General features: G+C 65.6%; 11 protein-coding genes and 2 pseudogenes. 5 read left to right on the plus strand and 8 right to left on the minus strand.

What is annotated here, in order from left to right; genetic code table 11:
- Nucleotides 1–40: 40 nt before the first annotated feature.
- Nucleotides 41–2,080 (plus strand): annotated as a pseudogene (locus ACQP1G_RS26175) (ISAzo13 family transposase).
- 12 nt (nucleotides 2,081–2,092) lie between these two features.
- Here ACQP1G_RS26175 and ACQP1G_RS26180 read toward each other — a convergent pair.
- The 8 genes and pseudogenes from ACQP1G_RS26180 to ACQP1G_RS26215 form a co-directional block, all read right to left on the minus strand.
- Nucleotides 2,093–2,910, minus strand: a pseudogene (locus ACQP1G_RS26180) (IS256 family transposase); the annotation flags it as partial.
- A gap of 419 nt (nucleotides 2,911–3,329) precedes the next feature.
- Nucleotides 3,330–4,043: a group II intron maturase-specific domain-containing protein gene (locus ACQP1G_RS26185; RefSeq protein WP_433192211.1), complete on the minus strand. Its 714-nt coding sequence runs from the start codon at nucleotides 4,041–4,043 to the stop codon at nucleotides 3,330–3,332.
- 80 nt (nucleotides 4,044–4,123) lie between these two features.
- A complete protein-coding gene (locus ACQP1G_RS26190; protein WP_433192212.1) occupies nucleotides 4,124–5,128 on the minus strand; it encodes a group II intron maturase-specific domain-containing protein in 1,005 nt (334 codons plus the stop codon).
- Nucleotides 5,049–6,800, minus strand: coding sequence for a recombinase family protein (locus ACQP1G_RS26195; protein WP_433192213.1), 1,752 nt, complete (start codon nucleotides 6,798–6,800; stop codon nucleotides 5,049–5,051). Before ACQP1G_RS26195 ends, ACQP1G_RS26190 begins: the two co-directional genes overlap by 80 nt.
- Nucleotides 6,801–6,929: 129 nt before the next feature.
- Entirely contained in the window at nucleotides 6,930–7,277 is a 348-nt protein-coding gene (locus ACQP1G_RS26200; protein ID WP_433192214.1) for a hypothetical protein, read from the minus strand.
- Between the two features lie 77 nt (nucleotides 7,278–7,354).
- On the minus strand, nucleotides 7,355–7,858 hold the full coding sequence (locus ACQP1G_RS26205) for a reverse transcriptase domain-containing protein (protein WP_433192215.1): 504 nt from the start codon (nucleotides 7,856–7,858) through the stop codon (nucleotides 7,355–7,357).
- The gene (locus ACQP1G_RS26210) at nucleotides 7,843–8,163 is read right to left on the minus strand and encodes a reverse transcriptase N-terminal domain-containing protein (protein ID WP_433192216.1); all 321 of its coding nucleotides are present in this window, start codon (nucleotides 8,161–8,163) and stop codon (nucleotides 7,843–7,845) included. The genes ACQP1G_RS26205 and ACQP1G_RS26210 overlap by 16 nt, the downstream gene beginning before the upstream one ends.
- Nucleotides 8,164–8,863: 700 nt before the next feature.
- A complete protein-coding gene (locus ACQP1G_RS26215; RefSeq protein WP_433192217.1) occupies nucleotides 8,864–9,490 on the minus strand; it encodes a group II intron maturase-specific domain-containing protein in 627 nt (208 codons plus the stop codon).
- Nucleotides 9,491–9,749: 259 nt separating this feature from the next.
- On the opposite strand from ACQP1G_RS26215, the gene ACQP1G_RS26220 reads away from it, so the two are divergent.
- From ACQP1G_RS26220 to ACQP1G_RS26235, 4 genes are all read left to right on the plus strand, one after another.
- Complete coding sequence (locus ACQP1G_RS26220) at nucleotides 9,750–10,967, plus strand: tyrosine-type recombinase/integrase (protein WP_433192218.1); 1,218 nt, start codon at nucleotides 9,750–9,752, stop codon at nucleotides 10,965–10,967.
- Nucleotides 10,964–11,890, plus strand: coding sequence for a tyrosine-type recombinase/integrase (locus ACQP1G_RS26225; RefSeq protein ID WP_433192219.1), 927 nt, complete (start codon nucleotides 10,964–10,966; stop codon nucleotides 11,888–11,890). Before ACQP1G_RS26220 ends, ACQP1G_RS26225 begins: the two co-directional genes overlap by 4 nt.
- On the plus strand, nucleotides 11,887–12,813 hold the full coding sequence (locus tag ACQP1G_RS26230) for a tyrosine-type recombinase/integrase (RefSeq protein WP_433192220.1): 927 nt from the start codon (nucleotides 11,887–11,889) through the stop codon (nucleotides 12,811–12,813). The genes ACQP1G_RS26225 and ACQP1G_RS26230 overlap by 4 nt, the downstream gene beginning before the upstream one ends.
- 82 nt (nucleotides 12,814–12,895) lie before the next feature.
- A complete protein-coding gene (locus ACQP1G_RS26235) occupies nucleotides 12,896–13,525 on the plus strand; it encodes a hypothetical protein (protein WP_433192221.1) in 630 nt (209 codons plus the stop codon).
- The last annotated feature ends 94 nt before the right edge of the window (nucleotides 13,526–13,619 follow it).

A 13,619-nucleotide genomic window follows, 5' to 3' on the forward strand; every position in this document is an offset into this window, starting at 1 on the left:
GGTGAGGGAGGATGTCGAGCGGTTGTAGGAGCGGTTTGATGTGCTGTTGCCTCACCTGAACGAGCGTCAGAGGCGTCTGACGCTGGCCACCGAAGCGGACTGCTGGGACATGGTGGTGTGCGGACGGTGGCCCGGATCGCGGGAGTCAGCGAAACCACGGTCCGCGAGGGCGTTTTCGAGTTGGAGTCCGGCCAGGGCGCCGTTGCCCGAGGGGCGGGTGCGACGCGTCGGCGGGGGGCCGCAAGCCCGCCGACGAGGTCGATCCGCAGCTCTTGGCGGCGCTGCTGCGGCTCGTTGAGCCAGACGAGCGTGGCGATCCGGAGTCACCGTTGCGGTGGACGACCAAATCTCTGCGGCATCTGGCCGAGGAACTGACCCGGCAGGGACATCCAGTCTCCGCACCGACGGTTGGTAAACTGTTGTGGGACAATGGTTTCAGCATGCAGGCGAACGCCAAAACACTGGAGGGACGCCAGCATCCGGACCGGGACGGGCAATTCCGTTACATCAACGAGCAGGTCAAGGAACACCTCGGCGCCGGCGAGCCTGTGATCAGCGTTGATTCGAAGAAGAAAGAACAACTGGGTCGGTTGCCCAACGGCGGGCGGGAATGGCGGCCGCAAGGCGAACCGATTGAGGTGGAAGACCACAGCTTCTTCTTCACGGGACCCGATGTGGCGCAGGCGATCCCATATGGCGTCTACGACCTGGCCGCCGACGCGGGCTGGGTCAACGTCGGGGTCGACCACGACACCTCCGCGTTCGCGGTGGCCTCGATCCGCCGCTGGTGGCACAACCGTGGATGCCAGGACTACCCGCAGCCGAGCAAGTTGCTGATCACCGCGGACGCGGGTGGTTCCAACAGCTACCGCTACCGGTCGTGGAAGGCCGCGCTGGCCGCCGAGACCGGGCTGGCGATCACCGTCTGCCACTTCCCGCCGGCATCAGCAAATGGAACAAGATCGAGCATCGACTGTTCTCTCAAATCACCATGAACTGGCGGGGCCGACCACTGACCAGCCACGAGGTCGTGGTCAACACCATCGCCTCGACCCGCACCCGCACCGGCCTGCGCGTTCACGCCGAACTCGACACCGGCGACTACCCGACCGGCATCGCGGTCAATACCGAACAGTTCCAAGCGCTCCCGGTTCAGCCGCATAGTTGGCACGGCAGCTGGAACTACACCATCGCACCCACCGGGGCCACTGCCTCCGAACACGTGCAAGATCGTGACCGCGCCCGGGCCGAGGTGCTGGAACTGCTCACCGACCCGCGCGTGACCGGCATGACGCGCGTCGAACTGGACGAACTGTCAGCACAGCTGGCGCCGGGCCAGGCCGCCCGCGCGGCGCAACGCCGCTGGCAACAGCGCGGTGGCCGACGTCGCCATGCGCCCGGAGCCGGTAGCAGACGTCTGCTCTCCGATGCGGCGGGCGTACTGATCACCATCGTCTACCTGCGCCAACTCTGCTCGCAGAAGGTGCTGTCCGAACTGCTCGAATTCAACCCGAACTCGATCGGTGAAATCATCGCCGAAACCCGCGCACTCCTCGACGAGCACGATCATCGCGTCACCCCGGCCACACAACTGCGCTTCACCAGCGCCACGGCCGTCCGCACGTTCCTACACGACAGGTCTGAACCCGGACCCACCCCACCGCCGTCACCGGTACTGTCCGAACCGGCCCTGACCGGAATGCCCCAGCACAAACTCCACCACCTCATCGAACGCCTCGCTCCCCGGCAGGCCGCCGTGACCGAGCGATACCGGCACACTCGCCGCGGCGGCGAACGCATGCCCGGCGCACGCGGCGGAGTCTTCGTCGAGAAGATCACCGACGCCGACAGAGTCCTGGCGACAGTGCTGCTGCACCGCAAACTCTGCACCCGCGAGACCCTCGCCGAACTGTTCGGCGTCAGCCGCGGCACCATCGGCAACGCAGCCCTCCTGGTCAGCCCCCTCCTCGAACAGGACGGCACCACCATCACCCCCGCGCCCACCCGATTCCGCACCGCCGCAGACCTTCTCGCCGCAATACCACGATCGGACACCAACACAGCCGACTCGACACCTTGATTCCTTACAGTCCCTGTGGAACCAGCAGCGTTGCTCGCGGGTCTGTGGGAAAACATCCCGCAACGCCCGCCAGAACCCGAGCGCGCCATCACCGACCGCCAGCACCGGCGCGGTCATGCCGCGACGACGGCAGTCCCGCAATAGATCGGCCCAGGATTCGGTGGATTCGCGATAGCCGTCGCTGATCGCGACCAACTCCTTGCGGCCGTCGGCGCGGACGCCGAGCATCACCAGCAAACAGAGTTTCTCCTGCTCCAACCGGACTTTGGTGTGGATGCCATCGACCCACAGATACACGTAATCGGTGCCTGAGAGGTCGTGGGCGGCGACCGCTTTCGCCTCTGCCACGACGCGGTCAGCCGGGTGATCGAGGCCGCCGACAATCCGGCCCCGGAACCGAGGAACTGCTCGAGCGCGGGACCGAAGTCACCGGTGGACAGCCCGTGCAGATACAGCAGCGGCAGCACCTCGCTGACCTGCGGGGAGCGGCGACACCAGGCGGGCGGGATCGCCGAGGAGAACCGTTGGCGCTCACCGGTTTCAGCATCGACGCGGCGGTCGTCGACCCGCGGCGCCTTCACACTGACCGCACCGGCGGCAGTGAGCACCTGCCGTTCGGCGTGGTAGCCGTTGCGCACCACCAGCCGGTGGCCGTTCTCGTCCACGTGGCCGGCGAACTGGTCGATATAAGCAGCGACCTCGGCTCGCAACGCTGCTGCGAGCATCCGCCGTGCGCCCTCGCGCACGATCTCATCGATCGGCGAACCCGACACATTCCCCGACGCGCCGTCCTGATTGGACTCGGCGCCACCGTCGATTACCTTGAGCATGGGACATACCTTCCCGCCCGGCGTTGGCGCGCCAGGCGATCGAAACCCGTTGTCTTTCAGATCATCCGGGAAGGTACTCCCTCCCGGTCATGTCGGGTGGGGCCGCCGCATTGCGGCGGCGGCCCTCCCTCAGAACCGTGCGTGCCACTCGTCGCGGCACACGGCTCAAGCAAGCCGCGAGGGCGGCGCGGTTGCGGAATCTGTTGGGCTCCTGCGCATCCGGACCCGCAGGCTCCGGTTGCAGGAGGCGTGCACGAGGCGTGTGTCGTCCACGAGCCCGCTCGTCCGTGGTGGGTCAGATGGTCGGCGATGATGGCCCGTTTGACGGTGCCCAGCCACCATCGTTCCCATTCGTAGGGCGATTGTGGGGGTTGGTCGGCGGTGAGCAGGTGATCCGCGCATAGTGGGCAGCGTCCGTCCTACCTGGCGAGCAGGCGCAGGTTGTAGCTGTCCAGTACAGGTGTGATCCTGCGCCGCCGGTTGACCCAGTATCGGGTCAGGTCCGGGTCATCGGGTGAAGCCCGTCCGGTGACCAGGACGTGTCGGACGATGGGAGTCCAGGAGAACTTCACCAGGCATGCGGTGTTCTCGCGGGCTCGGTCCGACGGGATGCCGGGATCACCGAACACCCACCGGTCGTTCCTGAACTTGTTGAACCGGCCGTAATAGCGGCGCGCGATCCATGTGCCCGACTTCCTCGGGTGCGTGCGGCGCGCCCACCCGAAGGTGAGCTGCCACATATAGTGGTCCAGCGATCGGAAAACCTTGCTGGACACCGCACCCCGATAATAGGCGGACCAGCCCCGGATGATCGGGTTCATCCGGGCGATGACCGCCTTGGCGTTGGAGCCGCGTAACCCATGCATCTCCTCGGCCAGTCGCGCACGAATCCGTTTGACCGCCTTCGGGCTCGGCTTGATCAGCAGCTTGCCCGGTCGGCCACCGCGGCGATAGCGGCGAATATTGAACCCGAGGAAATCATAGCCCTTTTCGAGGTGGACGATGCGCGTCTTTTCCTCGTTGAAGACCAGACCCCTCGGAGCCAGCCACTCGGCAAGCCCCGTTTTGACCTGTTCGGCTTGCTGTTCGGAGTAGCAGCAGACGACCAGGTGAGTAGCCGGGCGGAGTCGCACCGCCCGGTCGGGTAGGACCGCCGCATTTCGGCGGCGGTCCCCCCTAAGAACCGTGCAAGCGACTCGTCGCCGCACACGGCTCAAGCGAGCCGCGAGGGCAGGCAGGCTGTGGGGCGGGTGCCGTTGGACCCGGTGGGGTCTGGTCGGCAGTGTGCGTGTATCAGGCGGGGGTGGTCGTCCGGCGTTTCGCCGTCCGCTGTAGCGATCGCGTGCTTGGTGATCGCTTTGCGGGTAGCGGCCAGCCATTGTTCCCATTCGGTGGGTGTGGCTGGATGGTGATCGGCGTGCAGAAGGTAGTCACCGCAGTTCGGGCAGCGCCCCTGCTGAATCTGCAGCAGCCGCAGCGTGGCCCGACCCAGCGGCGGTGGGTTCTTGTCACGCCGTTTCCTCCAGTACTCGGCCAGCGCCGGGTCATATGGTGAGGCCCGGCCCTTGACCATCTGGTGCCGAACGATCCGTGTCCAGGAGAACTTGATTAGGTAGGCACCACTCGCGCGGTCGCCGAAAACCCACCTGTCGTTCCTGAACGGATGAAACGCGCCGAAGTGGTGGCCGACGACCCACCACTTCGACTTGTTACGGTGCCCGCGCAGCGCCCACCGGTAAGTGAGCCTCCATACGTAGGCGTCCAACGCGTTGAACACCTCTCCGGACACCGCGCCCCGGTAGTAGGCGGCCCAGCCCCGGATGATGGGGTTGAGCGCGGCGATCACCGCTACCGCGTTGTCACCACGCAGTGAGCGAACCTCAGCCGCGAGCCGTTCCCGGACCCGTCCGATGGCCGCTGCGCTCGGTTTGATCAGCAGTTTGCCGTTGGGATAGCGGCGAATGTTGAACCCCAGGAAGTCACATCCCTCGCTCGCGGCGACGATGCGTGTCTTGGCCTCGTTGAAGGCCAGTCCCCGGGGTCGCAGCCATGCCGCCATCCGCATCTTGACCTGCTCGGCTTGTTCCCGCGAATGACACAGGGCGAGCACCTCGTCGGCGTATCTGATGAGCACCGGGCTATCGCGCCGCACGTCCCCGGCATCCACGCCGGAGGTGAGGTAACGGACGCCAGCGGCCTCCTCCAGGCCATGCAACACGACGTTCAGGAGCAACGGGGATATTACGCCTCCAACGCAGTTGGCAATGTTCGCCCTCCTGGTCGGTGCCGGTGGCTGGGGTGTCGCTGTTGGTGCGTTCGCGGATGGGGATGCGGTGGCGGATGGTGATCTTCTCAGGTCCGATGAGGACGTCTTTGACCAGCAGCTTCAGCACGCGGCGGCGTTCGTCGACGGTGGCGGTTTCGGCGGTGTTGTTGAGTTGGGTGAGGAATCCTTGCAGGTCCGCGGCGAGGGCGAGGTAGGCGTTGCGGTCGGCGAGCTGGGCGTCCAGGGCGTCGATCTGGTTGCGCAGGTTGGTTTCTCGGGCGCGCAGGTCGGGCATGCGGGCGCGCAGCTCGTCGATGGTGATCAGTTGTTCGCCGAACGCCTCGATCATCGCGGCGATGCCCGAGCGGGCCTTGGTCAGCGCGGTGTCGAGCCTTTTGCGTTGCGTAGCAACGGGATCGGAGGTTTTCGCGGTCTTGAGTCGTTTGTCGATCTCGGTGCGGATCAGTTGCGGGTCGGCCAGCAGGGCGGTGATGTGGTCCCAGACGACGGTGTCGAGGTAGTCCGCGCGGACCGGTTTGTTCGTGCAGACCCGGCCGCCTTCGTAGCGGTAGTCGTCCGAGCCCAGGCACCGGTAGTAGTAGATCTTCTTGTTCGTGGTGCGGGTGGAGGTGCGGTAGTAGCCGTATCCGCAGCCCGCGCAGGCGGCCAGGCCCTGCAGCAGCGACGGGTCCTTGCTGTTGCGCGAGGCGAATCGTTTGTTGTCGGCCAGTCGCTGCGCGACTCGTTCGAAGGTTTCGTCGGTGACGATCGCTGGGACCGGGATCTCGGTCCACTCCTCGCGTGGCCGATCGACCGTCTTCGACGCTTTCGGGGTCTCGCGCCCGGCCAGCCGTGCGGCCCTGTTCAGACTGGGCGATTCGTGCACGACCATGGTCTTGCCGAACACTGCGCGACCGGCGTAGGCGGGGTTGCGCAGCATCCCCCACACCGTCGAGCGGTCCCACCGCTGTTTGCCGGTCCGGGTCGGTGTCGCTGGGTCGTCGGTGAGCCAGCGTGTCAGCTCGGCGAGCGAGGCGCCGTCGTCGGCGTAACGACGGAACAGCTCCGCGACCAGCGCCGCTTCGTGCTCGACGATCTCGTAGACCGCGCCACTGTGGTCGTTGCGGCGCAGGTAGCGGTAGCCGTAGGGAGCGCCGGAGAGCACGTTGACCGACCCGGTCTTGGCGCGGTGGGTCTTGCCGCGCCGGTAACGCTCCATGATCTGGGCTTTCTCGTATTCGGCGAACATGCCCTGGAACTGCACCAGCAACTGATCCTCCGGGGAGTCGCCGCGCGGGCCGTTGACGAACTCGACTCTCGTTCCCGCGCGGGTGAATTCCTCGATCAGCAATGCCTGGTAGGCGAACTTGCGGGCCAGCCGGTCCGGCGAGTAGCACAACACCACCTCGACCCCGACCCCGGCGACCAGGTCTCGCAGCCGTTCCAGCGCCGGCCGGACCAGGGTGGCGCCGGAGTGGCCGTCGTCGGCGAAGATCCACTCCTCAGGCACCGCGAGCCCGAGGTGCTCGGCGTGGGCGCGCAGGGCCGCGATCTGCGAGCCGATCGTCTCGTTCTTCTTCTGCCGGGCCGAGGACACCCGGGCGTAGATCACCGTGCTGCTCACGTGGTGGCAGTCCTTCCTGAGCCCGCGTGATGCGGGCTCGACGTTGCGGAACCAATATCTCGTAGGCCACCGACACATCCGTGGCCGCGTGCCGGTCGAACACGAACTCCGTCTCGACCCGCCTCTCGTTCACCGGGGCTGGGGCCGCGCCCGGCCCCGCACCAAGTGATCCGCCAACGCCTGCGACACCACCTCCGACAGCGTGCTACCGGAGTCCCGTGCGTGTTCACGCACCCGAACAGCCAGTGCCCCAGGGAGTTTGAGTTTGACGCTGAACACCACCGTGGGTTCCGCGACCGGTATCGGACCGTCGGCGACCGCGCGATCCACGTAGCGGCGGGCCTGCCGCAGCGAACACCCGAACCGATCCGCCAACCCGCGCGCAGCATCGGCCACCGGCACACCACCATCCACCAACTCCGCAGCCGCGTTGACACGGCAAGCGAATTCAGCAGCGTCGCAACGACTTCCAGCCACGACATAAACCTACTACCGGACACGTCACACCGTCCCCGGAACACGACGCGGCCGTTCCAGCCGCCGATAACTCAGCGTCACGTCGAAGCAGAAGTTGCCAACTGCGTTGGAGGCGTAAGCACGCCGCCTTGCGGGCTGCCCCGCTCGGTCGGCGCGAACCCCTTGCCGCGCTCGAACACTCCCGCCTCGAGCCAGCCGCGGATCAGTCCCCGCGCGGGGAACGACCCGAGCCGGGCGAGAAGGTGGTCATGATCGATTCGATCGAACGCCGATTCCAGATCCGCGTCAAGAATCCACAATCGCCGGGCGGTCTTGCCGCGCAACGTATTGAAGATCGCCTCCTGCGCGTCCTGGCAACTGCGTCCCGGCCTGAACCCATAGGAACGGGGCTCAAACCGGGCTTCCCATTCGGGCTCGAGCGCATGGCGGACCCGAGCCTGGTGGCACCGGTCCATCAGCACAGGAATGCCGAGCGGGCGCAGCTTGGTTTTGCTGCGTGCCTTCGGGATATACACCCGCTTGACCGGCAGGGGCCGCCAGCTCCCGCGCGTCCGATGGACGGCGGTTACCAGCTTGGCCACGGCAGGACGCGTGAAAGCGACCTCGCCGTCGATCCCTGGGGTCGCGCGGCCCTGTTGCGCTGCGCGACCTGCCGCACGCTGATCAGCGTGTTGGACAGGCTGCGTAGCAACAACTTCTGAAGATTCCCGGCCTTGCGGAAATCTCCGGCCTGCGTTGCCTTGAAAATCCGTTGCCCGAGACGCACTACGTTGTCCTCGGCGTCGCACCACCTGATGTAGATGCCGGTCTCACCGTCGGGATCGTCCTCCGGTCCGTTCACCACAAACACCCCAGTCGCGGTCACCGCGACCACCTCGGTTGCCATGGCGTCCAACTTCTCCTTCGGTTCGGTTGCCGCTCACAAAGAATCGTCAAAGACTCACCAGTCCATGTCAGCGCCCTTTCAGGCCGGGCCACCAGGACCGTATCCGGCCAGTTATGCGGGACGACCGTGGAAGATCAGCCGTGTTGTCCCGGTTTCCTGCTGCCTTTCGGCTGCCGGCGTTGCTTCGTGGACATCCTGTTCCTGCCGGGGAATTGGGCCTTCCTCGCGGTCGGCTTACCAGCGGTCGCTGGACCCCGACAGGGTTTCCGTGTTCCGCACGCGTGAGATGCGGTCGGGTCGGGTGCCTCCTCTCCCCCGGGACGGTGGTGTCCACACGGCTGATAATAGCGCTACTGCCGCCACCCGCCGCTTCCCAGCGGCCAGTCCTGCACCCCGGCAACACATCCCATCTCCGGGGCCATCTGTGACGAGGCATCAACAGAGGTTCACTCTCGTTCACCCTTTCGACCATTTCCCTGACCTGTAACGCCCGGATGGAGCGGGCGCCCTTGGGCGTGAACCCCGAGCTTCAGACCCCGCGATCACTCGCGACGCCTGTCGAGGCGGGAACGGGCTCTCGGACACTAGCCCGAGATCACATCCTCAACCTTGCGATCGAACCTCCAATCGATGTGATCCACTCAACGCGTGCGACTTTCACGTCGCACGCCCTCACAGAACCGGACATGAACCTCTCGGCTCATCCAGCTCCCATTGCCCAATTGTCAGGGCGGGCACCGAGTTTCCAGTGCGCGAACAGGCGGGGAGACCGCTGAGCGATCTCGCCCAGCCATGCCATCGCGCGTCGTTCCCTGCGATGCAGCCGTTTGTATTTCCGACCGGCCCACCGCACCAAGTGCCGGTTGAGCCTCCGTAGGAAGTAGAGCAACCGGGACTTGTAGAAGCGTCCGTAATAGTTGATCCACCCCTGCACGATGCTGTTGAACATTCGTGCCAGGTCGTCAAGGGACTTGTCACTGCGTGTGGCCAAATGCCAGGATCGAATTTCCCGGCCCATCGTCTTCATCGCATCTGTGCTGACTGCGGGCAAGAACGACACAAAATGCTTGCCGCGCTTGTTCTTGGCCAGCCGGGGACGGAACTCGTACCCGAGGAACGTGAACTTGGTGTGCTCATAAGTGCCCACCCGGTCCGCGTCCTTGCAGTAGACGATGCGCGTCTTGTCCGGATGCAACTCCAAACCGACCTGCGCCAGACGAGCAGCGATAGCGTCGCGGACCACGCGGGCCTGAGACTCGCTGCCGCAGTGCACGACCGCGTCATCGCAGTAGCGTTCGAACGGAATGTTCGGAAGTTCCCGCACCATCCACGCGTCGAACGCATAGTCGGGTCGCCCAAGGGAATCTCACCCCTGGGCTCCCACGGAACGGAACGTGACAGTCTCCCGTCTATGCCGAACTCGGCATAGCATGGAATATGCCGAGCCCCGGATTATGCCGAGTGGATGATCATTCCTGCTGGTGATGGCCTGAAAGCTGGGTCGCGGTTCGGCATATTCCGGTCGGCTGATCGGGTTGATGCTGGTTTCACCGGAACAGGGTGTCCCGGTGAAGGAGGCGTGGATCATGAACAGGCCGTCACCGTGGCGGGTGGGTGTGTCGGGGCCGCTGCGGGTGTATGTCGTGGGGTTCCGTGCGGACCTGCTCGAGCGGGGGTATTCGGAGCGGTCGTGTGCTGAGCACCTGCTGCGGATGGCTCACCTGAGCAGTTGGCTGGCCGAGATCGGTTTGCCGCCTGAGGAATTGGTGATGCCGCAGGTCGAACGATTCCTGGAGGTTCGTAGGGACCGTAGTTGGGTCGACCGGACGTTGACGGTGAAGGGGATGCAGCCGCTGCTCGATCATTTGCGCGGCGTCGGTGTCGTGCCTGCGGCGGAGCCGGTGCAGCGCCTTTGGGGTGGGCGGGACCTGGTGATCGAGCAGTTCGCTGCCTATCTGGTCGCCGAGCGCGGGTTGGCGGCGTCGACTGTCGGTAACTACCGCAAGGTCGCCGAGCGGTTCCTGGGCGAATGTCATTGGGAGCCGGGTGATCCGGCGTTCCTGTCGGGTGGGTTGGTGAACGCTTTCGTGCTGGGTGAGGCTTCCCGGCGCAGCAGAGGATCGTTGAACACGGTGACCACCGGATTGCGGGCGTTGCTGAGATTCCTGTATCTCCACGCGCATACCGCCGCCCTGCTGGTGGACGCGGTCCCGGTCGCGCCGAGCTGGCGTGATCAGGGTGTGGTGCGTGCCGTGCCCGCCGACCATGTCGCCGGGATGCTCGCCTGTTGTGATCGGCGAACCCGCGTCGGGCTGCGGGACTACGCCGTCCTCGAGGTACTTGCCAGGCTGGGTTTGCGGCGGTCGGAAGTGGCCGACCTGACCGTGGACGATATTGGCTGGCGCGCCGGGGAATTGATGGTGACGGGCAAGGGTAACCGGCGTGAAGCGCTGCCGGTGCCGGTCGATGTCGGCGAAGCGATCGCCGATTACTGCCGTGACGGCAGACCAGGCGGTGGCTCCCGCAGCCTGTTCCTGGGCTCGCTGGCGCCGTGGGAACCGTTGTCGCCCAGCGGTGTCGGCCAGATCGTGGCCCGCGCCTGCACCCGCGCCGGGTTACCGGTTGTCGGCGCGCATCGGTTGCGTCACACAGCGGCCACCGAGATGCGTGCCGCCGGCGCACCGCTGCTGGAAATCGGGCAGGTGCTTCGGCACCGGAACACGGCCACCACCATGCTCTACGCCCGTGACGACATGACCGCGTTGCGAGTGGTCGCCCGCTCATGGCCTGGGAGCCGGAAATGAGTCCCGAACTGCATGCCCGCGTCGATGAATACCTGCGGATCCGGCGGGGGCTGGGGTTCAAACTCGACGACCACGCCCGTCTGCTGCCGGCGTTCATCACTCATCTCGAACGCACCGGCGCGTCCATGCCGACCGTTGAAGCTGCATTGGATTGGGCTACCGAACCTCAAGGGGTTCAACCATTTCGCTGGAAACAGCGACTGACCGTCGTGCGTGGTTTCCTGCGCTGGCTGCACGGTATCGACCCGGCGGTGCCGGTGCCGCCGCGTGATCTGCTGGCCTATCGGCGCCGGCGCCCGACACCGTATGTGATGTCGGCCGACGACATCACTGCCCTTCTGGACACGGCGGCTCGGCGGCCCCGGCCGTTGAGCGCGGCGACCTACTACACGTTGTTCGGGCTGCTGGCCGTGACCGGCATGCGGGTGGGCGAAGCCGTGGGGTTGGACATCGACGATGTCGATCTCGACGCTGCGGTGATCACGATCCGCCAGACCAAGTATCGCAAGCAACGGCGCATCCCGGTGCACGCTACAACCGTTGCGGCACTGCGCGATTACACGCAGGTGCGTCGACGCTTGTGTCCGCGTCCGGCCGCGCGGTGCTTCTTCGTGTCCAGCCGTGCCGGGCGGATCACCACCCGCCGGGCGAATGCGATGTTCGCCCGCATCGTCGCCGCGGCCGGGCTGCCGCCCCACAACGAAGCACTGCCCCGCGTCCACGACCTGCGGCACAGCTTCACCGTCGCAACGTTGATCGACTGGTATCGCGACGACGCGGACGTCGCCGCCCGGATGCCGTCGCTGTCGGCTTACCTCGGTCACGTCGGACCGTCGTCGACCTACTGGTATCTGCAGGCCACCCCGGAGCTGCTGGCGATGGCCGGGCAATGGCTCCAACAGCATCGAGGACAGCGGCCATGACCGCCCTGGCATCCACCCTCGAAGCGTTCTTCACCCACCGGCTGACGGTTCAACGTGACGCCAGCCCGCACACCATCACCGCCTACCGCGATACCCTGCGGCTGCTGCTTGTCTTCGCCCGCGACCACACCGGCAAACAGCCATCGGTGCTCGACGTCGCCGACATCGACGCGCCCCTGGTCGCCGCGTTCCTCACGCACCTGGAAACCGAACGCGGCAACAGCATCTCCACCCGCAACGCCCGGCTCACCGCCATCCACTCCCTGTTCCGCTACGCCGCACTGCAGCATCCCGAACACGCCGAACAGATCCAGCGAGTGCTGGCCATCCCCACCAAACGCCACGACCAGAAAATCGTCTGCTACCTGGCCCGAGACGAGATCGACGCACTGCTGGCCGCTCCCGACACCAGCACTTGGTTCGGCCGCCGAGACCAGACCCTGCTCACCCTGGCCATCCAGACCGGCATGCGGGTCTCGGAAATAACCCGACTCGTCCGCACCGATCTTCACCTCGGCGGCGGCGCTCACGTTCGCTGCCACGGCAAAGGACGCAAAGAACGCGCCACACCCCTGACCAGCCACACCATCACCGCACTCACCAACTGGCTTCACGAAAACGACTGTGGTCCCACCGATCCCGTCTTCCCCACCCGCCGCGGGCGCCCCCTGAGCACCGACGCGGTCGCCTCGCTGCTGACCAAACATACCGCCACCGCGGCCCAGCAATGCCCATCACTGCACGTCAAACATGTCACACCCCATACCCTGCGCCACACCGCTGCCATGCAGCTGCTCCACAGCGGCCTCGACACCTCCGTCATCGCGCTCTGGCTCGGTCACGAAAGTGTCGAGACCACCCAGATCTACCTGAACCCTCGGGAATTGCATCAGACGGGTGAGTCTTCGCAGGTTGCCTGCTGATGGGGCTGCGGCAATAGTGGCATGAACCGGACCAAGCACGCCGATTGAGCTGAACCGATTCCGAACCGCACCCTTCTGATGCATGATCCTTGCCCTGGAAGGTTGCACGTTTTCGGGTGAGGAGGGCTGGGTGGCCCGGCGTGATCTGGAGGGATCGGCGCGTCTCGAGTTGGTTTCCGGTGTGGTCCAGCTACATCCGCAAGACGCGATGGTCGAGGCGATGCTGCGAGGGTGGCGAGCCCAGCAGATCGCGCGCGGGTTGCAGGTGCACACGATCGAGCCGCGGGAGCGATTGATGCGCCGGTTCATCGAGTTCACCAAGGAATACCCGTGGACCTGGCTGCCGGGCAACGTCGAGGACTGGACATTGTGGATGACCAGCGAGAAACACTTGGCCCCGGCGACGATTCGCGGCTATCAGACAGATCTGCGGCTGTTCAGCGAGTACCTCTGCGATGCCCGCTACGGCTGGGCGGCAGCGTGTGAGGAGCAGTTCGGAATCGGGAAACATCCGGTGCCGATCTGTCACGAGTGGAACACGATCGTGCACCTCAACGACTATGAAGGTGATCCGGAGGCGCGTCCGTTCACCCGCGGGCAGTTGCAGCGGTTCCTCGACTACGCGGACGAGCAGGTCGAGCGGGCGGTCCGCGCGAAACGCAAAGGCGCGCTTGCCGCTTACCGGGACGCGACACTGTTCAAGGTGATGTGACACTGTTCAAGGTGATGTATGGGTGGGGTCTGTTCTCCGGGGCTCCAGCCGCGTGCACTTCCGCGATTCTCTGAATTTGTGCAGTTCAGAGGCT

Source organism: Nocardia sp. CA-107356 (assembly GCF_050946365.1).
Classification (GTDB): domain Bacteria; phylum Actinomycetota; class Actinomycetes; order Mycobacteriales; family Mycobacteriaceae; genus Nocardia.